Here is a 24678-nt window from a genome sequence, read left to right on the forward strand (position 1 = left end):
ACGAACAGGGCCGGCCGGGGCACGGACGGTGTCCGCGCCCCGGGGAAAGGGACGGCCCCCGGAACCTGATCAGGGTTCCGGGGGCCAGGGGCGTGTTCGTGCACGTCCCTACCGCGGCGGGTCGTTGACCCCACAGGTCAGGGCGGATGTCGGGAGCCCGGCCACGGAGTCGGAAGGGGGCGTCAGCCCAGGCGCTGGACCAGGGCCCGGTACTCGTCCCACAGTTCCTTCGGCGTGTGGTCGCCGAAGGTGTTGAGGTGCTCGGGGACCAGCGCCGCCTCCTCGCGCCAGACCTCCTTGTCGACCTTGAGCAGGAAGTCCAGGTCGGACTCGGAGAGGTCCAGGCCCTCGGTGTCGATGGAGCCCTTGGCCGGCAGGATGCCGATCGGGGTCTCGACGCCCTCGGCCCTGCCCTCCAGGCGCTCGACGATCCACTTCAGGACGCGGCTGTTCTCGCCGAAGCCGGGCCAGACGAACTTGCCCGCCTCGTTCTTGCGGAACCAGTTCACGTAGTAGATCTTCGGCAGCTTCGACTGGTCCGGCTTGTCCGCGCCGACCTTCAGCCAGTGGTTCATGTAGTCGCCCATGTTGTAGCCGCAGAACGGCAGCATGGCGAACGGGTCGCGGCGCAGCTCGCCGACCTTGCCCTCGGCGGCGGCGGTCTTCTCGGAGGCGACGTTGGCTCCGAGGAAGACGCCGTGCTGCCAGTTGAAGGACTCGGTGACCAGCGGGACGGCCGAGGCGCGGCGGCCGCCGAAGAGGATGGCCGAGATCGGCACACCCTTCGGGTCCTCCCACTCGGGCGCGATGATCGGGCACTGGCCGGCCGGGACGGTGAAGCGGGCGTTGGGGTGGGCGGCGGGCGTGCCGGACTCGGGGGTCCAGTCGTTGCCCTTCCAGTCCGTGAGGTGCTTCGGCAGCTCCTCGGTCATGCCCTCCCACCAGACGTCGCCGTCGTCGGTGAGCGCGACGTTGGTGAAGACGGAGTTGCCCCACATGGTCTTCATGGCGTTGGCGTTGGTGTGCTCGCCGGTGCCGGGCGCGACGCCGAAGAAGCCGGCCTCGGGGTTGATCGCGTAGAGGCGGCCGTCCTCACCGAACCGCATCCAGGCGATGTCGTCGCCGATGGTCTCGACGGTCCAGCCGGAGATCGTGGGCTCCAGCATGGCGAGGTTGGTCTTGCCGCAGGCGCTGGGGAACGCGGCCGCGACGTACTTCGACCCGCCGCGCGGCGGCGTGAGCTTCAGGATCAGCATGTGCTCGGCGAGCCAGCCCTCGTCGCGCGCCATGACGGAGGCGATGCGCAGCGCGTAGCACTTCTTGCCGAGCAGGGCGTTGCCGCCGTAGCCGGAGCCGTAGGACCAGATCTCGCGGTCCTCGGGGAAGTGCGAGATGTACTTGGTGGAGTTGCAGGGCCACGGGACGTCCTCCTGGCCCTCCTCCAGCGGCGCGCCCAGCGTGTGGACGGCCTTGACGAAGAAGCCGTCGGTGCCGAGCTCGTCGAGGACGGCCTGTCCCATGCGCGTCATGGTGCGCATCGAGACGGCGACGTACGCGGAGTCGGTGATCTCGACGCCGATCGCGGAGAGCGGCGAGCCGACGGGGCCCATGCAGAAGGGCACGACGTACATGGTGCGGCCGCGCATGGAGCCGCGGAAGACACCCTTGTCCCCCACGAAGATCTCCCGCATCTCGGCGGGGTCCTTCCAGTGGTTCGTCGGACCGGCGTCCTCCTCCTTCGCGGAGCAGATGAACGTCCGGGTCTCGACGCGCGCGACATCGCTCGGGTCGGAGGCGGCGTAGTACGAGTTCGGGCGCTTGATCTCGTCGAGTTTGGTGAACGTGCCCTTGGCCACGAGCTCCCCGCACAGGCGCTCGTACTCGGCCTCGGAGCCGTCGCACCAGACCACTCGGTCCGGTTCGGTGAGGGCTGCGATCTCGTCGACCCAGGAGACGAGCTCCTGGTGGTTGGTGGGAACAGTGAGGGGAGCCGCGATGTCGCGCGCCACGATCGCTCCTTGATGAGGGTGTCTGTTTGGTAGGCCCCGTGGGGGCTGCGACCCGGATGCTTCTACCCCTTCGAATTCCTTGGCGCTCATCCGGTGCCGACCGCACTCATTTGATCATCCGACCGTTCCGCCCATATGTCCAGGGGGCCGCCCACGTGAGCATCGCCACTCGTATCCGATACCTACGGTGGCGTAGGTACGATGCGGGAATGACTGCTGCCGCCGCCGCCGCACCCGAGCCCACCGGGCTGGAACCCGCCGGAACCGACGATGTCGAGCTCAAGCCACGCATGCGCGGCTGGCTGCACGCCGGCATGTTCCCGGCGGTCCTGATCGCGGGCATCGTCCTCGTCGCGCTCACGGACAGCAGCCGCGGCCGGATCGCCTGCGGCATCTACATCCTGACCGCGTGCCTGCTCTTCGGCGTGAGCGCCGTCTACCACCGCGGCACCTGGGGCCCGCGCGGCGAGGCCGTACTGCGCCGGCTCGACCACGCGAACATCTTCCTGATCATCGCGGGCACCTACACCCCGCTCACCCTGCTCCTGCTGCCCGAGTCCACCGGGACGCCGCTCCTGTGGGCGGTCTGGGCGGCGGCGGTCGCGGGCATCGCCTTCCGGGTCTTCTGGGTCGGCGCCCCGCGCTGGCTCTACACCCCCTGCTACATCGCGATGGGCTGGGCCGCGGTCTTCTTCCTGCCCGACTTCATGCGGACCGGCGGCATCGCGGTGCTGGTGCTCGTCGTGGTCGGCGGGCTGCTCTACAGCGCCGGCGGCGTCATCTACGGCATCAAGCGGCCGAACCCGTCCCCGCGCTTCTTCGGCTTCCACGAGGTCTTCCACTCGCTGACCCTCGCCGCCTTCGTCGTGCACTACGTCGGCATCTCCCTGGTGGCGTACAACCACAACTGACCCGCCCGAAGACCCCAGAACCTCCCCCGAAAGGGCCGCGGCTCACCGGCCGCGGCCCTTTCGCATGCCCGAATCAGATTGACACTCACCATCTTTTGAGAGTTACTGTCACTTGACTGCAACTCTCAAAGGAGAACATCATGAACCGACGCTGGTGGGCCCTGGGCGCGCTGGTGGCGAGCATGCTCGTCCTCGGGTTCGACATGACGATCCTCAACGTGGCCCTGCCGACCATGGCCGGCGATCTCGGCGCCACCACCGGCGAACAGCAGTGGATGGCCGACGCCTACGTCGTCGTGTTCGCCGCCCTGATGCTTCCGGCCGGTCTGCTCGGCGACCGGTTCGGCCGGCGCCGGATGCTCATCACCGGGCTCGGCATCTTCTTCGTCGGCTCCGTCCTCGGCACGCTCGCCACCGACGTGCCCACCGTGATCGCCGCACGCTGTGTGATGGGCGTCGGCGGTGCTCTCGTGATGCCGCTCGCCATGGCCGTACTGCCCTCGCTGTTCGGCGAGCCGAAAGACCGGATCAGGGCCATCGGCATCGTCTCGGCCGCCTCCGCGCTCGGCATGCCGCTCGGCCCGATCCTGGGCGGCTGGCTGCTCGACCACTTCTGGTGGGGCTCGGTCTTCCTGATCAACGTCCCGATGGTCGGCATCGGCATCACGGCCTGCGTGTTCCTGCTCCCCGAGACCCGCGACCCCGCGGCGCCCAGGGTCGACCTCGTCTCGACCGTGCTGACCGCGACCGGCCTCGGCATCCTGATCCACGCGGTCATCGAGGCACCGGTCCGGGGCTGGGGCGACCCGCTGGTCCTGGCCGAGCTCGCCCTGGGCGCGGCCCTGATCACCGCGCTCGTCCTGCGTGAGCGCAAGGCCGTCCGCCCGATGCTCGACCTGTCCCTGCTGCGGCAGCGGACGTTCCTGCTCAGCACGCTCGCCGCGACGCTCGTGATGTTCGTGCTCGCCGGACTGATGTTCATCCTGCCCGGCTACCTCCAGGCCGTGCTCGGCAACGACGCCTTCGGTACGGGGGTCCGGATGCTGCCGATGATGGGCGGACTGCTCCTCGCCACACGGGTGGGCGGCCCGGCCGACGCACGCTTCGGGGCCCGCGCCACGATGACCGCGGGGCTCGTCGTGCTCGCCTTCGCCGCGGTCCTCGGCAGCCGTACGACGGTCGGCAGCGGCTACGGCTTCACCGCACTGTGGCTCACCATCGCCGGAGTCGGCTTCGGCCTCGCCGTCGTCCCGGCCATGAACGCCGCCCTCGGCGCGCTGCCGCCGGACCGCTCGGGCAGCGGATCGGGGCTGCTGATGACCGTACGTCAGACCGGCGGCGCCCTCGGGATCGCGCTGCTGGGCAGCCTGCTCGCCGGCGCCTACAGTGGCCGGCTCGACACCACGGGGCTGCCCGCCGCCGCCGCGGACACGGCCGGGGACTCGGTCGTCGCCGCCCACGCCGTCGCGGCCAGGTCCGGTGTGCAGCGGCTCGCGGACTCCGCGGATGCCGCGTATCTGCACGGCATGAGCCTGATCATGCTCGTCATCGGCGCCACCGCACTGGTCACCGCCCTGCTCGTCGCGGCCTTCCTGACCACCGCGGACAAGGAGCCGAGCGAGTCCGCCGACGTGGCCGCCACCCCCGTCGATGCCTGACAATGGAGACCATGGCCGCCACCTCCCGCACCCCCGCCGTCACCGCTCCCGGCGTACAGCCCCCGATGGGGCTGCGCGAGCGCAAGAAGCTCAGGACCCGGGTCGCGATCCGGCAGGCGACGTACCGCCTCGTCCAGGAGCAGGGGTACGAGGCGACGACGATCGAGCAGATCGCGGAGGCGGCCGAGGTCTCCCCGAGCACGGTGTTCCGGTACTTCGCCACGAAGGAGGACATCGTCCTCACCGACGAGTACGACCCGATCATGGAGGCCTCGCTGCGGAGCCGGCCGGCCGACGAACCGCCCCTGGTATCCGTGCGGTTGATGATGGTCGAGACGCTGTCCTCGTTCATCGCCACGGAGAACGAGGAACTGCGCGAGCGCACCCGGCTGATGGTCGAGGTCCCCGCCATCCGGGCCCGGATGACGGAGACCATGTCGGACACGGCGAAGATCCTCTCCCAGGTGCTCGCCGACCGCACCGGCCGCGGCGCGGACGACCTGAGGATCCGGGTCTTCGTCGCGGCGGTGCTCGGCGCCCTGCGCGAGGTGACGCTGTACTGGGGCGAGCACGATCAGGAGGGCGACCTGATCGCCCTGATCAACGAGGCGCTCGACACGCTGGAGGGCGGCCTGCTGCTGTGACGCCCCTCAGGACCCGCCGCCCCTGAGCGCTTCCGCCAGCACCTCCGGATCGGTGGTCGGCGCCTCGCACACGAAGTGCCGGCACACGTACGCCGTCGGCGCACCGTCCGTCATCGGCCGGTCCGCCAGCAACGGGAACTCCGTCCCCGCCGTCTCCCCCGCGGCGACCACCGCGCCGGGCGCCCGCCCCAGCAGGGCCGTACGGTGCAGCGCACCGCCGACCGGCCCGGCCACCGCCACCTCGCGCGGCCCGTCGAGCAGCGCCTCGGCCACCGCGAGCCCCCAGCCGATGAACCGCGGCGCCCGCGGCCCCAGCGCCTTCACCACACCCAACGCCCCCTCCGCAGCCGTGCGGTGGGGCTCCGAACCGGTGTACGCGGCGTACGAGAGCAGCGCGCCCGCCGCCGCCGTCCAGCCCGCCGGAGTGGCGCTGTCCGTGGGGTCCTGCGGCCGGCGGATCAGCTGCTCGGCGTCGTCCGCGGTGTCGAACAGCTGGCCGCCCTCGCCGGTGAAGTGCTGGAGCACGATGTCCGTCAGGAAGCCCGCGAACTCAAGCCAGGCGCCCTCGCCGGTGACGGCGGCCAGGGCCAGGAAGCCCTCCGCCACATCGCCGTAGTCCTCCAGCACCCCGGCGTGTGCCCCGGCGCGGCCGTCCTTCGACGTACGGACCAGCCGGGCGACCGGCCCCATGTGGAGCCGCACCAGCAGGTCCGCCGCCTCGGTGGCCCGCTCGATCAGATCGGGCCGGCCGAAGTACGCCCCGGTCTCGGCGAGCGCGGCGATCGCCAGCCCGTTCCACGCGGCCACCACCTTGTCGTCCCGCCCGGGCCGCGGCCGCAGCTCACGGGCGGCGAGCAGCCGGGCCCGCACATCGGCGGCGCGGGCCTCGTCCACGGCGTCCGCGGACGGCAGCTGGAGCACCGAGGAGCCCTCCTCGAAGGTGCCCTCGTCACTCACCGCGAACAGCTCCGCGGCGAACACGGCGTCCTCCTCGCCCAGCACCTCGCGCAGCTGCGCCGGCGTCCAGACGTAGTAGGCGCCCTCGACGTGCTTCCCGTCCGCGTCCTCGCTGTCGGCATCCAGCGCGGAGGCGAAACCGCCCTCGGCCGTGCGCAGTTCACGGACCATGAAGTCGGCGGTCTCCAGCGCCACCCGGCGGGCGAGCTCCGAACCGGTGGAGCGCCACAGGTGGGCGTAGACACGGCACAGCAGCGCGTTGTCGTAGAGCATCTTCTCGAAGTGGGGGACGATCCACTCGCGGTCCACCGAGTAGCGCGCGAAGCCGCCGCCCAGCTGGTCGTAGATCCCGCCCCTGGCCATCGCCTCGCAGGTGTCGGCCGCCATCTGGAGGGCGCCGTCCGCCCCGGTGCGGGCGTGGTGGCGCAGCAGGAACTCGACCGTCATCGACGGCGGGAACTTCGGCGCACCGCCGAAGCCGCCGTGCTTCTCGTCGTACTCACGGGTGAGCCCGAGCAGCGCCTGCGCCAGCTCGGACTCACCGGGCAGGCCCTCGCCGCCGTGCGCGAGCGTGCGCTCGGACAGGTCGTGGACGATGCGGGAGGCGACCTCGCCGACCTCGTCACGGCGATCGGTCCAGGCCGACACCACACCTTCGAGGACCTGCCGGAAGGACGGCAGCCCGTGCCGGGACTCGGGCGGGAAGTACGTGCCGAAGTAGAAGGGCTCCGCGTCGGCGGTGAGGAAGACGGTCATGGGCCAGCCGCCCTGACCGGTCGCCGCCTGCACCGCCTCCATGTACACGGCGTCGACGTCGGGACGCTCCTCCCGGTCGACCTTGACCGGCACGAAGTGCGCGTTCAGGTACGCCGCGACCTCGGCGTCCTCGAAGGACTCGTGGGCCATCACGTGGCACCAGTGGCACGCGGAGTAGCCGACGGAGAGCAGAACGGGCACGTCACGCCGTCGCGCTTCCTCGAAAGCCTCCGGCGCCCAGGGCCACCAGTCGACGGGATTGTCGGCGTGCTGAAGCAGATAAGGCGAGGTCACACCAGCCAACCGGTTCATGCGCCCCAGCCTCTCACAACGCCTGGCGTGACCGGCGAATCCCTCACGAGCGAGCCTGCCCCGCTCAGCTGGAGTGCGCATGTGAGGCATCACGTGATGGGTGGCTCCACCTCGGAGTCGGCGTCAAACGTTTCGGCTTCCCGACGCTCCTCCGGTTCGGGCGGCCCGACGCCTCGGAACAGTAGGCTGGGCGCAGCAGCGCCGGACCTGCCGAGGCTCCGCGAAGGAGGCACACGATGACCGCCGAGATGGTGGCGCCCGCGTGGATGCATACGCAGATCAGCGCGGAGCAGTACGACTCCTGGTCCGAGGAACAGTGTGCCGGCATCGAGATCGTGGACGGGATGGTCGTCGTGAGCCCGAGCGCCTCGAAGCGGCACAACCGGTTGGCCCGGATCCTGGCCAATGCCCTGGACGCCGCCGCCGGCCCGGAGTGGAACGCCGACACGGACTTCGACGTTCGCCTGCAGGACGTTCCCCTGACCAACCGACGTCCCGACGTCGTCGTCTACCGGGCAGAGACCATCGATCTCACGCCCACCCGACCCGAGCACGTGCTCCTGGTCGTCGAGGTCGTGTCGCCCGGTTCGGAAACAACGGACCGGATCGTGAAGGTGGACCAGTACGCCAAGGCTGGCATTCAGTTCTATTGGCGGGTCGAGCAGACCGCCACCGGTGTCCCGATTGTCTATACGTACGTCCTCGATCCCGCCACCAAGGCTTACAGGGACGGCGAGATGTTCACTGGCGCAGTGAAGGCCACTGCGCCCTTCTCCATCACCGTCGATCTTGGGGTCTTGTAGGGGCGGAGAGTTCTCCCCGCTTTCGGCATCTGACCCGTAGTGCTCGCACAGTCGCTGCTCGCGGGCCGATCGGAACATTCCCCGGCCCCGGGCCGGATGCACCGCCTGCGGATGCCATGCCGCCTTGTAAGTGATCGTTCAGCCGTATCCGGTCAGGAGATGACCCAGGTCTCGGCACCCGGTTGGGGTTCATCGACACAAACGGGCCACGACAGCCCCGCTTTGCCATCGACGCCATGAGCACGCCGGTCGCGGGCTGCCAAAAGGCGGCACTCGCAGGCGGGCACGAGTGGCACCGACCGAGAGGTCCCAGGAAATCTCCGAGATCAACCTCAGCGCGGCCGGATCCACCCACGTCTTCCGCCTCCTGGATGGGATTGCGGCGGACGGGAAGAGCTGGATCGAACGGCGCGGCCCCGAGAGCCTGGCGCCCTTCCAGATCGCCGGCTGATCCCGAAATCGAGCACAGGAGTGCCTATGAACTCCACGGATGACGTCACTGAGAGCAGAATCCTGCTGGTCGAGTACGACCGCCTCAAAGAGGAACAGAAGACTCGCACAGGGTTCCGCGACAATCTGCTCTACTTCACGCTCGCCGCAGCCACCGCAGTCGTGGCGATCAGCGCCCGGAGCGGACAGTCCCGAATACTGCTGTCCGTCCCCGCGATCTGCCTGGTCCTGGGCTGGACCTACCTGGTCAACGACGAGAAGATCTCGGCAATCGGCTGCTACGTCCGCGACCGGTTGGGACCGCGTCTGGGGGAACTCACGTCCGCCCACGGCGCAGTGTTCGGCTGGGAGATCTACCACCGAAACGTTGCGGGCCGCACCGTGCGCAAGCGGCTTCAGACCGCGGTGGACCTGTTCACGTACCTGGTCCTCCCCATGGTCTGCACGACCGCGTTCTGGTGCTCCGTTGCTGTTCAGCCCCTGCTCATGCTTGCGTCTCTCGTGCAGACGCTCGCCCTGGCCGTACTGGGCTGGCAGTTCGTACGCCGTTCGGAGCGGTAGCACCAGGCGCTCGCCGGGCACGCATACGACGATTCCGTCCACGGGTGGAACCGTTCAGCCGGGAGTGCTCCCTGATCGCGGTCGAGCTGACCCAGGCCACCAGTCGACCGGGTTGTCGGCATGCTGGAGGAGGTACGGGGAAGTCTCACGGTCCAGGCGATTCGGCATGGGGCCATCCTCTCTCAGGCCCGGTTGATCGCCGCACTCTCTCGCGCTGACGCGCCGCACGCAGGACACTTGACCACGGCGACCGCTGACACGGTGGCCGCCGTCGTATCCGGAGGGGGACACACATGCGGGACAGCCACCGGGCGGAAGCCGAACGGCTGTTGGCACGGGCCGTGGAGGAGGAGGTACGCCGGTCGGGCGGCCGGACCGATCCCGGGCCGCTGATGGCACGCGGTCGCGCCGCTCTCGATGCGATGGCCGCCGGGGCGGGCGACGAGTACACCGCGTACACCCAGGCGCTCGATGCCGCGACGGCCGGGCAGCAGCCGCTCGGGCAGCGGCTGAGCCGGGCGAATCTGGGAACGCCGTTACTGGTCACGGGGGTTGCGGCGGCCGCGGCCTTCGGCGCGGATGTGGCGCTCGGTACGGCGTCCGGTCTGGCGCTCGGTGCCGGGGCCGTCGTCGCGGTGGCGGGGGCCACCGCGACCGTCGCCAAGGTCACCGCCTCGCACTGGCCGGCCGCGCACCGCAGGGCCGGTGCGCTCGGGCAGCCGGGCGGGGCGGAGCAGCTGCGGTTGCAGTGGCTGACGGCGCTGGAGGTACGGGGCATCCGCCCGTTCATCGACCAGCAGCGGATGCTGACCGCCTCGTCCCGTACCCCGGCGAAGAAGAAGGCCGCGGTGGAGCGGTCCGCGCCGCAACTGCGCGGCGGGGACCGCAGCGCGGCGGCCCGGATGCGTTCGCTCCTCGAACAGTCCTTCAGCCATCTGCCCGCATCCGACGGGAAGTTCGCGGGCCGCCGCGCCGAGCTGGCACGGATCGCCCAGTGGGTGCAGGCGGCCCGCGCCTCGACGGAGACGAAGCCGACGGTCGTCGTGCTGCACGGGCCGCCGGGCGCCGGGCGCACCACGCTGGCCGTGCGGGCGGCGCACAGTCTGAAGGACCAGTTCCGGGGCGCGTGCGTGGTCGATCTGCGCGGCGGGGCGGACGGTGAGCCGCCGCTGCCGACCCGGGACGCGCTGCTGCATCTGCTGAACCGGCTGGGCGCGCCCCGCGAGCAGCTGCTGTTCCGCGACAGCTCGTCCGCCGAGCAGCAGGTGCGCCGGCTCAGCGAGCTGTACCACCAGCATCTGACCGGCACCCCGGTGACGGTGGTCCTGGACGACGCGAGCGACGCCGAGCAGGTCCGCACCCTGATACCGGAGCGTTCGGACAGCCTCGTGCTGGTCACCGCGCGGGAGCCGCTCGACCTGCCGGAGTCCGTGCCGGCCCGGGTGCATCAGCTGGAGGTCGGGGCGCTGGATCCGGCGGGTGCGGAGGAGCTGCTGCGCGAGGCGTCCCAGGAGGACGGGGAGGGACTGTACGACTACCCGTCAAGCGAGGCGATCACCGAGCTGTGCGGCGGGCTGCCGCTGGCGCTGCGGATCGCGGGGTCCTCGCTCGGGGCGCGTACCCCGAGCGCGCTGGCCGCCGACCTCGCCGCGTACGGGCCGGTCCCGCCGGTGGAGCGGGCGCTGTGGCTGCGCTACACCGACCAGTCCGAGCAGGCGCGGCGGCTGCTGCGGCGGCTCGCGCTGGCCGGGCGGGCGAGCCTGGGCGCGGCGGCGGCCGCGGCCCTGCTCTCCGCCGACGAGCAGGAGGCGGAGCGGCTGCTGACGGCGCTGTCCGGGGCCGGGCTGCTGGACCATGTGCGCGGTTCGCGCTACCGGCTGCACGATCTCGTACGGGGCTTCGCCCTGGCCCGGCTGCACGACGAGGAGGAGCCGGCGGACCGTACGGCCGCGCAGGAGCGGCTCATCACGAACTACGCCGAGCTGGCGGGGGCGGTGATCCGGATGGTGGACGGCAAGATGTCCACGCGGGCCGGGCAGTTCGGCTCGCACGGCTTCGGCTCCCTCGACGCGGCGCTGCGCTGGCTGGACGACGAGTCGAGCTTCATCACGTCCACGCTGCGGCACAGCGAGGGCGTCGACCAGGGCGCGGTGCTCGATCTGCTGGGCGCGCTGTGCGACTACTGCCTGCTGCGTGGCGATCTCTACCGGCTGGGCGAGATAAGCGAGTTGACGCAGGCGGTCGACCAGGGGCTGCTGGAGCGTTCGGTGCAGTGGCGCACCGGTATCGCGGCCCGTCAGCTCGGTGAGCTGGACAAGGCCCGCACCACGCTGTCCTCCGTCGTCGGCCTGTACCGCGAGGCGCAGAACGACGCGGGTACGGCGCTGGCCCTGTGCTCGCTCGGCATCACCCTGCACCACCAGGGCAATCTGACCGAGGCCTCGGCGCGGCTGCGCGAGGCGATCGGGCTGCAGTCCTCCACGGAGCAGGCGGAGGACCGGGCGTGGTCGCTGCACGCCCTGGCAGCGGTGGAGCGGGACCGTGCGCACCTGGCCGAGGCGCTGGAGCTGCTGGACACGGCGCTGGTGCTGCACCGCGAGGGCGAGTCGCTGCACGGGGAGGCGTGGACGCAGTTCCAGCTGGGCCAGGTGCTGTTGCGGATGGGCGAGGTGGAGCGGGCCGAGGCCGCGCTGCGTACGGCCCTGGAGCTGTACGGGCGGACCCGGGACGAGCGGGGCGGGGCGTGGGCGCTGACGCAGCTGGCCAGGGCCCGGCTGCTGGACGGTGATCCGGCCGCGGCGGTCGAGCAGTTGAACGCGGCGCTGGCCAGGCACCGCGACAGCGAGGACGCGCGGGGCGAGGCGTGGACGCTCTACTACCTGGGCCAGGCCCTGGAGGAGTCGGGCGACACCGATCAGGCGGTGCGGCAGCTGGAGCGGGCCCGGACGATGTTCTCTCGGATGCGGGACGTGTACGGGCTGGCGTGTGCCCGGCACCATTCGGGGCGGGTCACGCGTGACCAGCGGGCCGCGCAGACGGGCAACCTGCGCAACTCCGGCTTCGCCCGTCAGCTGCTCGTGGACGCGCGGGCCGACTTCCGGCGCATCGGGGTCGCCCACGGGGAGGCCTGGACGTGTCTGGAGCTGGCCCTCGTGGACGCGGGCAACCAGCGTGCGCCGCAGGCCCTGGAGCTGTGCGGTGAGGCGGCCGCGCTGTTCGACTCGTACGGCGACGCGCGGGGCGCGGACTGGGCCCGTTTCCTGCGCTGCACGCTGCTGCCGTACGCGTCGCCGGGCGGCGTCGAGGTGGGTTCGGTGGTGGCGCAGCAGGAGCTGGCCGACCTGATCGGGGCCGGCCACGCCACGCGGGACCCGAAGCTGGAGGACTGCGCGGAGGCGTTCCGGGTGGTCCTGAACCGGGGCGTGGACCTGGAGGACGGCTGGCAGGCGTGGCGCCTGGGCCTGACCCCGACCCGTCATGCCCGGGAGATCATGGGGGTGGCGGTCCCGGCGAGGCCGTAGGCGCCGGTCCGGGCGGTCGGGTTTTATAAGCAGCAGGGTCTGTGCGGCAATTTCCCTCCTTGCGGAGGGAGTTGCCGGGCAGGCCCTGTTCTCGTGCTGCCCGCGGGGGAAGGGACGCATGCCGGAAATGGGCCCGTATCGGGCGGTTCCCCGGCTCGCAGCGGGTTTGCCAAAGCGTTATCCGTACGCCTCTTGAGTCACCCCGAGGCGTACTGCAAGGTCATGTATGCGCTTACGGGATGCGCATACATGGAGCGCTTGGAGGAGTCGCATGACCCGCACCGTCAGGACTTTCAGGTCCGCCGGCATCGCTGCCACCCTGGTGACGGCCCTCGCGCTCACCGGCTGCGGAGGCGGTGATTCCGGTCAGGCGAAGGCCGACTCCAAGCAGACCCTCACCGTGTGGGCCATGGGTGAGGAGGGGAACCGGATCCAGACGGTGAGCAAGGAGTTCACCAAGGAGCACCCCAACGTCACCATCAAGGTGACACCGGTCGGCTGGGACGTCGCCCACCAGAAGCTGCTGTCCGCCGCGGCGGCCGGGACGCTGCCGGACATGGCCCAGATGGGCTCCACGATGATGGGCGAGTTCATCGAACTCGGCTCCCTGGAACCGGTGGACACCAAGGTCTTCGACAAGAACGACTTCTTCCCCGCCACCTGGAACGGGAACGTCGTGGACGGCACCGCCTACGGCGTCCCCTGGTACGCCGACACCCGGGCCCTCTACTACCGCACCGACCTCGCCGAGAAGGCGGGCATCCACAAGGCGCCGGCCACCTGGAAGGACATGCGCGCCCTCGCCTCCGCGTACCAGCACAAGGCCGGGACGCAGTGGGGGCTCTCGCTCCAGCCCGGCGGGGCCGGGGCCTGGCAGGGCTGGGCGCCCTTCCTCTTCTCCGCCGGCGGTTCGCTGCTCGGCAAGGACGGCAAGCCCGCCCTGGACTCCCCCGAGTCGGTGGAGGCCCTGACCGAGTTCAGCCGCTACTTCGACGGTGGGCTCGCCAAGAAGAACTTCGTGCCCGGCCAGGACGTGGTGAAGGACTTCGCCGCGGACCGGATGCCGATGTTCGTGTCCGGGCCCTGGATCGTCCAGAACCTCGCCGAGCAGCCCCAACTGAAGGGCAAGTGGAAGGTCGCGCCGGTACCGGCCGGCAAGAGCTCCACGTCCTGGGTGGGCGGCGCCTCGCTGGTGACCTTCAAGGACAGCGGACACAAGGCGGCGGCCCAGGAGTTCACCAAGTTCCTGACCACGCCGCAGATGCAGGCCCGCTGGTACGAGACCTCCAAGTCGCTGCCGGTCAACAAGGCCGCCTGGGACCTGCCCGCGCTCAAGAACGGCGGCGAGTCCCTCGCCGTCTTCGAGAAGTCGCTCGCCACCGCGAAGGACATCCCGCCGATGTCGAAGTGGGAGGAGTTCGCCGCGCAGATGGACAGCGCGCTGGAGAAGGTATCGGCCGGGACCGACCCCGCCGAGGCGGCCGCGAAGCTCCAGAAGGACACCGAGGGACTGGTGGACTGACCGGTTACGCACCGGAACACGAAGGGGCCTCCCGCGCACCGCGCGGGAGGCCCCTTCGTGTTCCGGCCCGGCAGCGTCAGAGCTGGAAGATGCCGTATCCGAAGCCGTCCGCGTGGATACGGCCCCCGCTCACCGTGACACCCGACGCCTCCACCGGGACGGCGGTGCCCGCCGGGGCCTCGGCCTGCGCCGGTTCACTGCGGGGGTTGACCACCACCAGGTAGCGGCCGCCCCGGACGTGGACCAGGGGATAGCCGGCGTGCAGGATCTCCGTGCTTCCCGCCGGGCCCAGTTCCGGGGTCTCCTTGCGCAGCGCGATCAGGCGCCGCACCAGATGGAGCAGGGAGCCGGTGTCGGCGCGCTGCGCGGCGACGGTCGGGCGGTCCGGGGCCGGGTCGATGGGCAGGTAGAGCGCCTCGGCCGGCGCGGTCGAGAAGCCGGCACCGGTCGAGTCGTCCCACTGCATCGGGGTGCGGGAGCCGGCCCGGTCGTAGCGGGGGCCGAGCCGGCTGCCCTCGCGCTCGGGCAGCCCGGGCACGTACCGCATGCCGATCTCGTCGCCGTAGTAGATCGCCGGGAGCGTCGGCCAGGTGAGCTGGAACGCGAACGCGGCGGGCAGCTGTTCGGCGGTGCGCGGGCCGCACGCGAGCCGGGAGAAGTCGTGGTTGGCGGTCGGCAGCGAGATGAATCCGGCGTCGCCGATGATCTCCGTAGCCCGGTGCCAGGCGTCCAGGAAGGTCTGCGGGGACCCCTGGCCCCCGGCGTCGAAGTACGGCGCCCCCGGCTCCCACTGCTCGCTGACGGTGCCCTCGAAGTTGTTCCACAGGGAGCGCAGCGGCAGCCCGTCGTCCCCGCCGCCGAACTGCAGGAAGAAGTCGGCGTGGAAGCCGGCCGGGACGGAGACCGCCGGGTCGCCCCATTCGGACAGGAGCGCCGCCCCGGGGTGCTCGGCGTCGAGCCGGCCGCGCAGTTCGCGCCAGAGCCTGACGGTCTCGGTGTGACCCGGGTCGTCCTTGACGAGCGAGGCCGCCATGTCCACGCGGAATCCGGACAGGCCCAGGGACAGCCAGTGGTTCATGATCGCGTAGAGGGCCTCGCGGTTGGCGCGCGGGCCTTCCGCGTCGACGGGCTGCCGCCAGGGTTCGGCCGGGTCCGTGCGCCCGTAGCCGAAGTTGAGGGCGGGCTGCGACTCGAAGAAGTTCGGCAGGTAGAAGCCCGGGCGGGTGCCCGGGGAGGCGACGAACCCCTCCGGCCTGCGGTCCGGCCCTGCCCAGATGTAGCGGTGGTCGGACGGGTCGGACGCCGATGCGGTGAACCAGGGGTGCTGGTCCGAGGTGTGCCCCGCCACCAGGTCGAGGAGCACCCGGATACCGCGCCGGCCCGCCGCCTCGACCAGCCGGGCGAGGTCGTCGTTGGTGCCGTAGCGCGGGGCGACCGAGAAGTAGTCGCTGACGTCGTAGCCCGCGTCGTCGAACGGCGACGCGAAACACGGGTTGAACCAGACGGTGTTGACGCCCAGCCAGGCGAGGTGGTCGAGCCTTCCCTCGATCCCGGCGAAGTCGCCGATGCCGTCGCCGTTCGAGTCGGCGAAGCTCTGCGGGTAGATCTGGTACAGCACGGCGTCGGCCAGCCACTCGTGGGCGGGACGGGACGAGGTCATGGGGCGGGAACCTCCGGGACGGTCCGTGCGAGGTGCACGAGCGCTTGGACGGGGAAGTGGTCGCTGGGGCAACGGCCCGGCTCGGCCGAGGTGTTGACGTTCGCCGTACGGACATCGGTGCCGCGCGGAGCGAGGATCCAGTCGATCCGGTCGCCGTCCGGGACGGGCGGCAGGTGGTCGTGGAACGTGCCGCTGTCCGGTCCGCGTTCCGCCGCGGTGTCCCAGGTGTCCACCAGGTCCGCCCCGGTGAGCAGCGCGGTGTGGACGGGGCCGCGCGCCGGGGTGTTGAAGTCGCCGGTGACGAGGACCGGGACGTCGGCGGCGTGGGTGGTCAGCCACGCGGCGAGCTGGCGGGCCGCCTGCTCGCGGGCGTGGGCGGAGAGGTGGTCGAAGTGGGTGTTGGCGGCGCACAGCTCGCCGCCGGTGGCCAGGTCGCGGAAGCGGACCCAGGTGACCATGCGGGGGCAGCCGCCGCCCCAGGTGTTGGAGCCGGGCACGTCCGGGGTGCCGGAGAGCCAGAAGTGTCCGCGGGCGAGGGGGTCCAGGCGCCGCCGGTCGTAGAAGATCGCCATGTACTCGCCGCGGGTGCCGCCCTCGCGGCCCTGGCCGGCCCAGCCGTAGTCCGGCCCCAGCCCCGCTTCGAGATCCCGCACCTGGCCGTGCAGCCCCTCCTGTGTGCCGACGAGGTGGGGCCGCTCGCGCCGCAGCACGTCCACGGCGGCCTCCCGCCGCCGGGACCAGGGGTGCGGCGCGCCGTCCCAGTCGACCTGCAGGTTGAAGGTCATGACCCGCAGTCCGTGTCCGGTGTCCGTCACTCCGCCGCCTCCCGTGCCGCGCGGCCCGGTGCGGAGGCCGCGTCTTGTATGCGCTTCCTGAATGCGCTTACATAATCGGGAAAACGTTAACTTCGCCGCCCTCGATGCGGCAAGAGCCACGTGGGAACCGGGATGCAGCGAACGTACGAAGACAAGGTCAAGGCACTCCTGGACCGGATGACGGCCGCGGAGAAGTTCGGTCAGCTGCAACAGCTGACCTGGACCGGGGACACCGGTCCGGGGGGCGGCCAGACCGCCCTCACGGAGGCAGCGGCCCGCGCCGGGCTGCTCGGCTCCGTGCTCAACATCCACGGCGCGGAGCACACCAACGCGCTCCAGCGCATGGCCGTCGAGGAGTCCCGGCTCGGCATTCCGCTGCTGTTCGGGCTCGACGTCATCCACGGCTTCTGGACCACGTTCCCGATCCCGCTGGCACAGGCGGCGAGCTTCGATCCGGCGGTGGCCGGGTCCGACGCGGAGATGTCGGCGAAGGAGACGCGCTCCAACGGCGTCCACTGGACGTTCTCGCCGATGATGGACGTCACCCATGAGCCCCGCTGGGGGCGGATCGCCGAGAGCAGCGGCGAGGACCCGTATCTGAACTCCGTCCTCGCGGTGGCCAGGATCCACGGCTACCAGGGCCCGGCGGACGGTTCGGAGCTGGCCTCGGCCGACCGGGTCGCGGCCTGCGCCAAGCACTTCGTCGCCTACGGCGGGGCGGAGGGCGGCCGCGACTACAACACGGTCGACGTCTCCGAGCAGCGGCTGCGCAATCTCTACCTGCCGCCGTTCAAGGCGGCGCTCGACGCGGGCGTGGCCACGGTCATGGCCGCGTTCAACACGGTGAGCGGCGTCCCGGCGCACGGCAACGCGCACACGATGGACAGCATCCTCAAGCAGGAGTGGGGCTTCGAGGGCTTCGTGGTCAGCGACTACACCGGGGTCGAGGAGCTGATCGCGCACGGGTTCGCCGAGGACGGCGCGGACGCGGCCCGGCTGGCGCTGAACGCCGGGCTCGACATGGAGATGGTCTCCACGCACCTGGCCGACCACGGCGAGGCCCTGCTGGCGGACGGCCGCGTCGACGAGAGCCGGCTGGACGACGCGGTGGCCCGCATCCTGCGCCTGAAGTTCGCGCTGGGCCTGTTCGACCACCCGTACGCCGACGAGTCGGCGGCCGTCACGGCTCCCACCGCCGAGGCGCGCGCGGCGGCCCGTACGGCCGGTGCCCGGTCGATGGTGCTGCTGCGGAACGAGGACGCCGTCCTCCCGCTGTCCCGGGAGACGGCCACGATCGCCGTGGTCGGACCGCTCGCGGACTCGGACGACCTGCACGGCACCTGGGCGGGCCCCGGCGGGCTCCGCTTCCCCTCGGTCAGCGTGCTGGACGGGGTACGCGAGGCGGCGTCCGGCACGGTCGTCGTCCCGGCCGGGCCGGGTGTCGCGGAGGCGGTGGCCGCCGTGGAGTCGGCGGACGTCACCGTGCTCGTGGTCGGCGAACCGCCGGCCCTCAGCGGCGAGGCGGCCGTGCGCAGCGACATCGGGCTGCCGGCGGGGCAGGAGGAGCTGATCGCGGCCGTCGCGGCGACCGGGAAGCCGTTCGCGGTGGTCCTGCTGAACGGCAGGCCGCTGACGATCGGCGGCTGGCTGGACTCCGCGCCCGCCGTGCTGGAGGCCTGGCACCCGGGGATCGAGGCAGGTCACGCGGTGGCGGACGTCCTCTTCGGCGCGGTCGGGCCGGGCGGCAAGCTCCCGGTGTCCTTCCCCCGGAGCGTGGGCCAGATCCCCGTCTACTACAACCGCGAGAGCACCGGCCGGCCCTACCGCGCGGCCGATCCTGGCGAGAAGTACGTCTCGAAGTACCTCGACCTGGAGGACGGCCCGCTGTTCCCGTTCGGGTACGGCCTGAGCTACACCACGTTCAGCACCGGCGAACCGGCACCGGACCGCGACAGCGTCACGGTGGAGGAGCTGGAGCGGGGTGCGACGGTCGAGGTCGCGGTGGAGGTCACCAACACCGGGACGCGGACGGGCGACGAGGTCGTCCAGCTCTACGTCCACGACGTGTCGGCGAGCATCGCCCAGCCCCTGCGCCGCCTCTGCGGCTTCGAGCGGGTGACGCTGGAACCGGGCGCGAGCGCCACGGTGACGTTCCGGCTGGGCGCGCGGGACCTGGGCTTCTGGACGAACGACCCGGCGGGCACGTTCACCGTCGAGCCCGGCCGGATCGACCTCTACGCGGGAACGAGTTCCGCGGCAGGCTCGCGCCGGACGCTGACCGTGCGGTGACGCCCGCCGGACCCGCCCGGTGACCCGATCGGGCGGTACCGGTCACTCCGGTACCGCCCGCCCGCCTACTTCCGGTTGGCGGACCCGGCGGGTGCCGCCGTGCCCTTCGCTCCGGCCGGCGCCGCCGGCTCCTCGGGCGCCTCCTCGAAGTCGACCTTGCCCATGTGCCGGTTCATGGACTTCATCAGCAGCCACACGCCCACGGCGAGGGCGGCGAAGACGATGAAGCCGAGGACCCCGGGGGTCACCTTGTTCTTGTCCAGTTCCTCGGCGAGCGGGACGAGGTGCGGCAGTGCCTGAGTCGCGTACATATCAGGCATTGTCGCGGATGCCCGCGAAGAGGTCGCTCTCGGGGAGGGAGGTATCGACGAGTGACTTCGCCAGCTCGTACTCCTCGGTCGGCCAGACCTCCTGCTGGATCTCCATCGGAACGCGGAACCAGCCGCCCTCCGGGTCGATCTGCGTCGCGTGCGCGATCAGTGCCTTGTCGCGGATCTCATAGAAGTCCGCGCACGGAACGTGCGTGGTCAGCGTGCGCTCGGCGCGCTCGAACTCCTTCCAGCGCTCCAGCCAGTCCCCGTACGGCGACTCCAGACCGCGGGCGAGCAGCGCCTCGTGCAGCGCGACCGTGCGCGGCTTGTTGAAGCCCTGGTTGTAGTAGAGCTTCTGCGGCGTCCAGGCGGGGCCGAACTCCGCCTCGGGGAACTTCTCGGTGTCCGCAGCGCCGTCGAAGGCGATCATCGAGATGGTGTGGGTCATGATGTGGTCGGGGTGCGGGTAGCCCCCGTTCTCGTCGTACGTGGTGATGACCTGCGGCCGGAAGGCGCGGATCTTCGCGACGAGGCGTCCGGCCGCGACGGTCTCGTCCTCCAGGGCGAAGCAGCCCTCGGGCAGCGGCGGCAGCGGGTCGCCCTCGGGCAGGCCGGAGTCGACGAAGCCGAGCCACTCCTGCTTGACGCCCAGAATCGCGCGGGCCTCGTCCATCTCCTTCCTGCGCACCTCGTGGATGTTCTCCTCGATGTACGCGTCGCCCTGGAGCTTCGGGTTGAGGATGGAGCCACGCTCTCCCCCCGTGCAGGTCACGACCAGCACGTCCACCCCCTCGGACACGTACTTGGCCATGGTGGCCGCGCCCTTGCTCGACTCGTCGTCGGGGTGGGCGTGGACGGCCATCAGTCGAAGCTGCTCAGTCAAGACTCGATCCTCAGTGATTGGTCGCGAAGTGCAACTTCTATAGTGACCGAACCGGGGGGTGGAAAATTCCTCGATCCCCGGTACGGGAGGAACGATCATGACGGCGGTGCGCGAGACGCTTCCCGAGAACCGTTACGGACGCTCGGCGGACCAGCGGGCGGACCGCAGGCTCAGGATCATCGGCGCGGTCCTCGGCGTCGTCCTGCTGGGCGTGGTCGGCTGGATCGGCTACGGGTACGTCAGCGGCCAGGGCCTCAGCGCCGAGGTGATCAAGTTCAAGGTCGTCTCGGACGAACGGGTCGAGGTGCACCTGGAGGTCCGCAAGGACCGGGACGCCAAGGGGTACTGCACCCTCCGCTCGCAGCGCGAGGACGGCACCGACGTCGCCCGCAAGGACTTCCGCTTCGACGGCGACACCGACCGGATCGACCAGGTCCTCACGCTGCGCACGACGTCCAGGGCGACCAGCGTCGAGCTGCTCGGGTGCACGGACGACGGCGGGGCGTGACGTTGACCGCCGCACGCGCGTCCTGAACGGCTCTTAGCACCTCTGACCTGCGGTTCGACACTCTCAGCCGTTTACCTCCTCCCCCTTTTCCCGGCGAATTGTTAGGCTCGTGGTTTCGCCCACCCGTGGAAGCGCATGCTTCGGGGTAGGGCGATGCTTTGTATTCCCAGTACCGACGAGGAGCACCCTGTGACCCAGACCAGCGAAAACGTCACCTGGCTCACGCCGGAGGCGTACAGCCAGCTCAAGGCCGAGCTGGAGTACCTGTCTGGTCCCGCGCGCACGGAGATCGCCGTCAAGATCGCGGCGGCCCGTGAGGAGGGCGACCTGCGTGAGAACGGCGGGTACCACGCGGCCAAGGAGGAGCAGGGCAAGATGGAGCTCCGGGTGCGCCAGCTGACCCAGCTCCTGGAGCACGCGAAGGTCGGCGAGGCGCCGGCCGACGACGGTGTGGTCGAGCCCGGCATGGTCGTGACGATCGCCTTCGACGGCGATGACGACGACACGACGACCTTCCTCCTGGCCTCCCGCGAGTACGCGAGCGCCGACATCGAGACGTACTCCCCGCAGTCCCCGCTCGGTGTGGGTGTGAACGGCAAGAAGATGGGTGAGACCGCGCAGTACGAGCTGCCGAACGGCAAGACCGCCACGGTCAAGATCCTTTCGGCGAAGCCGTACTCCGGCTGATCCGCGCACACCACGAGGGAGCCCCGGCCGCAGCGGCCGGGGCTCTCTGCTGTGCGGGGACGGATCGCTCAGACGGCGACCGAGCGGTACTTGCGCACCGCCAGGGTCCGGAAGACCACGATGATCACGACGGACCAGATCAGCGAGGCCCAGACCGGGTGCTGCATCGGCCAGGCGTCGGACGTGGAGACGCCGGGGTTCCCGAAGAGCACCCGGCACGCCTGGACGGTCGCGCTGAACGGGTTCCAGTCGGCGATCGGCTGGAGCCAGCCCGCCATCTGGCTGGAGTCCACGAAGGCGTTGGAGATGAACGTCACCGGGAACAGCCAGATCAGTCCGCCCGATGTGGCCGCCTCCGGAGTGCGGACGGACAGGCCGATCAGCGCGCCGATCCAGGAGAAGGCGTAGCCGAGCAGCAGGAGCAGCCCGAACGCGCCGAGCGCCTTGGGGACGCCCTCGTGGATGCGCCAGCCGACGATCAGGGCGACGACCGTGAGCACCAGCACGGTGAACATGGTCTGGACGAGGTCGGCCAGCGTGCGGCCGGTGAGCACCGCGCCGCGTGCCATGGGCAGCGAGCGGAAGCGGTCGACGAGCCCCTTGTGCATGTCGTCGGCGATCCCGGCGCCCGCGCCCGCCGTGGCGAAGGTGACGGTCTGCGCGAAGATCCCGGCCATCAGGAAGTTGCGGTAGACGACGGGGTCGGTCGAGCCCCCGATGTTCATGGAGCCGCCGAACACGTAGCTGAACAGCACCACGAACATGATCGGCTGGATGAGCCCGAAGAGCACCACTTCGGGGATCCTGGTCATCCGGATCAGGTTGCGGCGCGCGATGACCAGCGAGTCGCGTACGGACTGGCCGACGCCTCCGCCGCCGCGGGGCACCGGAGCCGCTGTCGTCTCGGTCACGGCACTCACTTCGCTGCCTCCGTCCGGGCGCCCGGCTCCGGGGCCGTCCCGTGCTCGTTGCTCTCGTCGGTCCGCTCCTGCTCGGCCGCGTGGCCGGTGAGGGAGATGAACACGTCGTCGAGTGTGGGGCGGCGCAGCCCGATGTCGTCGATCTCCACACCGCGGCCGTCGAGCTCGCGGATGACCTCGGCGAGCAGTTTGGCGCCGCCGTCGACCGGGACGGTCAGTTTGCGCATGTGCGGGACGACGGCGACCTCGCCCTTGCCCAGGTGGGTGAGGACCTCGCGGGCCGGTTCGATCTGGTCGCGCTGCTGGACGACGACCTCGACGCGTTCGCCGCCGGTGCGGGCCTTGAGCTCGTCGGAGGTGCCGCGCGCGATGACGAGGCCGTGGTCGATCACGCAGATGTCGTGGGCGAGGCGGTCGGCCTCCTCCAGGTACTGCGTGGTGAGCAGCAGCGTCGTGCCGCCGGCGACGAGTTCCTCGATGACGTCCCAGAGCTGCTGCCGGTTGCGCGGGTCGAGGCCGGTGGTCGGCTCGTCCATGAACATGACCGGCGGGGAGACGACGAGGGCCGCCGCCAGGTCGAGGCGGCGGCGCATGCCGCCCGAGTACGTCTTGGCGGTGCGGTCGGCCGCGTCGGCGAGGTTGAACCGCTCCAGCAGTTCCACGGCCCGGGCCTTCGCGTCGCGCGCCGACATCTGGTAGAGCTGGCCGACCATCTGGAGGTTCTCCCGGCCGGTCAGGTATTCGTCGACGGCGGCGAACTGGCCGGAGAGCCCGATCGAGCGCCGCACCTCGTTGGGTTTCTTCAGTACGTCGATGCCCGCGACGAAGGCGCTGCCGCTGTCGGGTCTGAGCAGCGTCGTCAGGACGCGTACGGCGGTCGTCTTGCCGGCTCCGTTGGGGCCGAGAAGTCCGAGGACGGTGCCTTGCGGCACGTCGAGGTCGACGCCGCCGAGTGCTCGCACGTCTCCGAAGGTCTTCACCAGACCTTCGGCGTAGATGGCGCCTGGCATATGGGGTTCCCCCAGTGCGTTCGGGTGACTTCCTCACAGATCCTAGATTTGCCCGGGTTTCCGCGCCTGGTGAACACACGGGACGAACGCGTGTACGCCACCGGTCCGGGCGCACGCACAGTATCGCGATACATCGCGACCAACAAGGGTTCAGCCCATCACGAGATACCCCGCCCCGCGCAGTGCCGCGGCGACCTCCTCGCAGTGCTCGGGCCCCTTGGTCTCCAGGTGCAGTTCGACCTCGGCCTCGGTGAGACCGAGCCGGGGGTCGGTGCGCACATGGCTGACGTCGAGGACGTTGGCATCGGCCAGTGAGAGCACGCCCAGCATGGTCGCCAGCGCGCCGGGCCGGTCCGTCAGCCGCAGCCGCAGGCTCAGATAGCGGCCGGCCGCCGACATGCCGTGGGTCAGGATGCGCTGCATCAGCAGCGGGTCGACGTTGCCGCCGGAGAGCAGGGCCACCACCGGCCCTCGGAAGGACTTGGGATCGCTCAGCAGCGCCGCCACCGGGCTCGCCCCGGCGGGCTCCACGACCATCTTGGCCCGCTCCAGGCAGAGCAGCAGGGCGCTGGACAGCTCGTCCTCGGAGACCGTGCGGACCTCGTCGACCAGCTCCCGGACCAGGCCGAACGGCACATCGCCGGGGCGCCCCACCTTGATGCCGTCCGCCATCGTCTGGAGCGAATCGATCGACACGGGGTGGCCGGCGGCCAGCGACGGCGGGTAGCAGGCGGCGCCCGCCGCCTGCACGCCGACGATCCGCACATCGGGCCGGACCGCCTTGACCGCCACGGCGATCCCGGCCGCGAGCCCGCCGCCGCCGACACCCACGACGATCGTGCGCACCTCCGGGCACTGCTCCAGGATCTCCAGGCCCACCGTGCCCTGCCCGGCGATGATGTCCGGGTGGTCGAAGGGGTGGATGAAGACCGCGCCCGTCTCGTGCGCGTACTCCTGCGCCGCAGCGAGGGTCTCGTCGACGACATGGCCGTGCAGCCGCACCTCCGCGCCGTACTCCCTGGTCGCGGCGACCTTCGGCAGCGGCGCCCCGACGGGCATGAAGACCGTCGACCGTACGCCGAGCAGCGCAGACGCGAGCGCGACACCCTGCGCATGGTTTCCGGCGCTCGCGGCGACGACGCCCGCGGCCCTTTCGACCGGCGTCAGACCGGAGATGCGTACGTACGCGCCCCGCAGTTTGAACGACCCCGTCCGCTGCAGGTTCTCGCACTTGAACAGCACCGGTGCGCCCACGAGCGCGGACAGATGGCGGCTTCCCTCCAGCGGGGTGACCCTGGAAACCCCGGAGAGCATCTTCTGCGCACCCCGTACGTCATCGAGGATCAGCGGGGGAAAACGGCCGGGCGGAGGGAAGTTCATACCGCAAGTCTTGCAGCTGAAAGGGGTTGCGGCCGCCGCATGAGGTGCCGTCCTGCGCCGATGTCCGCAGGTTTGTGCAGCACTGGTACGCGTTGCCCCGGGGCCGCGTAC

General features: G+C 70.8%; 20 protein-coding genes. 11 read left to right on the forward strand and 9 right to left on the reverse strand.

All coding sequences use genetic code 11. The features are described 5' to 3' along the window. Positions 1-182: 182 nt before the first annotated feature. A complete protein-coding gene (locus OG521_14605) occupies positions 183-2009 on the reverse strand; it encodes a phosphoenolpyruvate carboxykinase (GTP) (GenBank protein WUW21954.1) in 1827 nt (608 codons plus the stop codon). Positions 2010-2218: 209 nt separating this feature from the next. Here OG521_14605 and OG521_14610 point away from each other — a divergent pair, with 209 nt between their 5' ends. From OG521_14610 to OG521_14620, 3 genes are all read left to right on the forward strand, one after another. Then, entirely contained in the window at positions 2219-2920 is a 702-nt protein-coding gene (locus OG521_14610; GenBank protein WUW21955.1) for a hemolysin III family protein, read from the forward strand. 140 nt (positions 2921-3060) lie between these two features. Next, positions 3061-4578, forward strand: a complete 1518-nt coding sequence (locus OG521_14615) for an MFS transporter (GenBank protein ID WUW21956.1) — start codon at positions 3061-3063, stop codon at positions 4576-4578. 11 nt (positions 4579-4589) lie between these two features. Continuing rightward, the gene (locus OG521_14620; protein WUW21957.1) at positions 4590-5222 is read left to right on the forward strand and encodes a TetR family transcriptional regulator; all 633 of its coding nucleotides are present in this window, start codon (positions 4590-4592) and stop codon (positions 5220-5222) included. A gap of 6 nt (positions 5223-5228) precedes the next feature. On the opposite strand, the gene OG521_14625 is transcribed toward OG521_14620, so the two are convergent. Beyond that, positions 5229-7247, reverse strand: coding sequence for a thioredoxin domain-containing protein (locus OG521_14625; GenBank protein WUW21958.1), 2019 nt, complete (start codon positions 7245-7247; stop codon positions 5229-5231). A gap of 236 nt (positions 7248-7483) precedes the next feature. Here OG521_14625 and OG521_14630 point away from each other — a divergent pair, with 236 nt between their 5' ends. The 5 genes from OG521_14630 to OG521_14650 all read left to right on the forward strand — a co-directional run bounded on the left by OG521_14630 (position 7484) and on the right by OG521_14650 (position 14104). Further along, the gene (locus OG521_14630) at positions 7484-8050 is read left to right on the forward strand and encodes a Uma2 family endonuclease (GenBank protein ID WUW21959.1); all 567 of its coding nucleotides are present in this window, start codon (positions 7484-7486) and stop codon (positions 8048-8050) included. Positions 8051-8339: 289 nt separating this feature from the next. Beyond that, positions 8340-8501 (forward strand): hypothetical protein, encoded by a 162-nt coding sequence (locus OG521_14635; protein ID WUW26949.1) that lies wholly within the window; start codon positions 8340-8342, stop codon positions 8499-8501. Positions 8502-8527: 26 nt separating this feature from the next. Further along, positions 8528-9061, forward strand: coding sequence for a hypothetical protein (locus tag OG521_14640; GenBank protein ID WUW21960.1), 534 nt, complete (start codon positions 8528-8530; stop codon positions 9059-9061). A gap of 293 nt (positions 9062-9354) precedes the next feature. Further along, the gene (locus tag OG521_14645) at positions 9355-12582 is read left to right on the forward strand and encodes a tetratricopeptide repeat protein (GenBank protein WUW21961.1); all 3228 of its coding nucleotides are present in this window, start codon (positions 9355-9357) and stop codon (positions 12580-12582) included. A gap of 271 nt (positions 12583-12853) precedes the next feature. Next, positions 12854-14104, forward strand: coding sequence for a sugar ABC transporter substrate-binding protein (locus tag OG521_14650; GenBank protein ID WUW21962.1), 1251 nt, complete (start codon positions 12854-12856; stop codon positions 14102-14104). Positions 14105-14180: 76 nt separating this feature from the next. Here OG521_14650 and OG521_14655 read toward each other — a convergent pair whose 3' ends face one another. Together OG521_14655 and OG521_14660 are read right to left on the reverse strand one after the other, a co-directional pair. Then, positions 14181-15764: an alpha-amylase family glycosyl hydrolase gene (locus OG521_14655; GenBank protein ID WUW21963.1), complete on the reverse strand. Its 1584-nt coding sequence runs from the start codon at positions 15762-15764 to the stop codon at positions 14181-14183. Then, entirely contained in the window at positions 15761-16579 is an 819-nt protein-coding gene (locus tag OG521_14660) for an endonuclease/exonuclease/phosphatase family protein (GenBank protein ID WUW21964.1), read from the reverse strand. The genes OG521_14655 and OG521_14660 overlap by 4 nt, the downstream gene beginning before the upstream one ends. Before the next feature lie 132 nt (positions 16580-16711). Here OG521_14660 and OG521_14665 point away from each other — a divergent pair, with 132 nt between their 5' ends. After that, positions 16712-18868 (forward strand): glycoside hydrolase family 3 C-terminal domain-containing protein, encoded by a 2157-nt coding sequence (locus tag OG521_14665; protein WUW21965.1) that lies wholly within the window; start codon positions 16712-16714, stop codon positions 18866-18868. Positions 18869-18933: 65 nt separating this feature from the next. Here OG521_14665 and OG521_14670 read toward each other — a convergent pair whose 3' ends face one another. Next, positions 18934-19179 carry a hypothetical protein gene (locus OG521_14670; protein ID WUW21966.1) on the reverse strand — a complete coding sequence of 82 codons (246 nt, stop codon included), beginning with the start codon at positions 19177-19179 and terminating at the stop codon, positions 18934-18936. A gap of 1 nt (position 19180) precedes the next feature. Next, positions 19181-20062, reverse strand: a complete 882-nt coding sequence (mca, locus tag OG521_14675) for a mycothiol conjugate amidase Mca (GenBank protein WUW21967.1) — start codon at positions 20060-20062, stop codon at positions 19181-19183. 97 nt (positions 20063-20159) lie between these two features. Between mca and OG521_14680 the strand changes: the two genes are divergently transcribed. Together OG521_14680 and greA are read left to right on the forward strand one after the other, a co-directional pair. Further along, positions 20160-20570: a DUF4307 domain-containing protein gene (locus OG521_14680; GenBank protein ID WUW21968.1), complete on the forward strand. Its 411-nt coding sequence runs from the start codon at positions 20160-20162 to the stop codon at positions 20568-20570. A gap of 189 nt (positions 20571-20759) precedes the next feature. After that, positions 20760-21257: a transcription elongation factor GreA gene (gene greA, locus OG521_14685; protein WUW21969.1), complete on the forward strand. Its 498-nt coding sequence runs from the start codon at positions 20760-20762 to the stop codon at positions 21255-21257. Positions 21258-21325: 68 nt separating this feature from the next. Here greA and OG521_14690 read toward each other — a convergent pair whose 3' ends face one another. The 3 genes from OG521_14690 to ilvA form a co-directional block, all read right to left on the reverse strand. Further along, positions 21326-22168: an ABC transporter permease gene (locus tag OG521_14690; protein ID WUW21970.1), complete on the reverse strand. Its 843-nt coding sequence runs from the start codon at positions 22166-22168 to the stop codon at positions 21326-21328. A gap of 5 nt (positions 22169-22173) precedes the next feature. Next, positions 22174-23187 (reverse strand): ATP-binding cassette domain-containing protein, encoded by a 1014-nt coding sequence (locus OG521_14695; protein WUW21971.1) that lies wholly within the window; start codon positions 23185-23187, stop codon positions 22174-22176. Between the two features lie 150 nt (positions 23188-23337). Further along, positions 23338-24567: a threonine ammonia-lyase gene (gene ilvA, locus OG521_14700; GenBank protein WUW21972.1), complete on the reverse strand. Its 1230-nt coding sequence runs from the start codon at positions 24565-24567 to the stop codon at positions 23338-23340. Between the last annotated feature and the right edge of the window lie 111 nt (positions 24568-24678).

Origin of the sequence: Streptomyces sp. NBC_01463 (genome assembly GCA_036227345.1) — a bacterium.
GTDB lineage: Bacteria > Actinomycetota > Actinomycetes > Streptomycetales > Streptomycetaceae > Streptomyces.

Excerpts from the sequence above, each read along its gene's own strand:
- OG521_14610 (WUW21955.1), top strand. The coding sequence starts at position 2,219 with ATGACTGCTGCCGCCGCCGCCGCACCCGAGCCCACCGGGCTGGAACCC.
- OG521_14615 (WUW21956.1), top strand. The coding sequence starts at position 3,061 with ATGAACCGACGCTGGTGGGCCCTGGGCGCGCTGGTGGCGAGCATGCTC.
- OG521_14620 (WUW21957.1), top strand. The coding sequence starts at position 4,590 with ATGGCCGCCACCTCCCGCACCCCCGCCGTCACCGCTCCCGGCGTACAG.
- OG521_14625 (WUW21958.1), bottom strand. The coding sequence starts at position 7,247 with ATGAACCGGTTGGCTGGTGTGACCTCGCCTTATCTGCTTCAGCACGCC.
- OG521_14630 (WUW21959.1), top strand. The coding sequence starts at position 7,484 with ATGACCGCCGAGATGGTGGCGCCCGCGTGGATGCATACGCAGATCAGC.
- OG521_14640 (WUW21960.1), top strand. The coding sequence starts at position 8,528 with ATGAACTCCACGGATGACGTCACTGAGAGCAGAATCCTGCTGGTCGAG.
- OG521_14645 (WUW21961.1), top strand. The coding sequence starts at position 9,355 with ATGCGGGACAGCCACCGGGCGGAAGCCGAACGGCTGTTGGCACGGGCC.
- OG521_14650 (WUW21962.1), top strand. The coding sequence starts at position 12,854 with ATGACCCGCACCGTCAGGACTTTCAGGTCCGCCGGCATCGCTGCCACC.
- OG521_14655 (WUW21963.1), bottom strand. The coding sequence starts at position 15,764 with ATGACCTCGTCCCGTCCCGCCCACGAGTGGCTGGCCGACGCCGTGCTG.
- OG521_14665 (WUW21965.1), top strand. The coding sequence starts at position 16,712 with ATGCAGCGAACGTACGAAGACAAGGTCAAGGCACTCCTGGACCGGATG.
- OG521_14670 (WUW21966.1), bottom strand. The coding sequence starts at position 19,179 with ATGTACGCGACTCAGGCACTGCCGCACCTCGTCCCGCTCGCCGAGGAA.
- OG521_14680 (WUW21968.1), top strand. The coding sequence starts at position 20,160 with ATGACGGCGGTGCGCGAGACGCTTCCCGAGAACCGTTACGGACGCTCG.
- OG521_14695 (WUW21971.1), bottom strand. The coding sequence starts at position 23,187 with ATGCCAGGCGCCATCTACGCCGAAGGTCTGGTGAAGACCTTCGGAGAC.
- ilvA (WUW21972.1), bottom strand. The coding sequence starts at position 24,567 with ATGAACTTCCCTCCGCCCGGCCGTTTTCCCCCGCTGATCCTCGATGAC.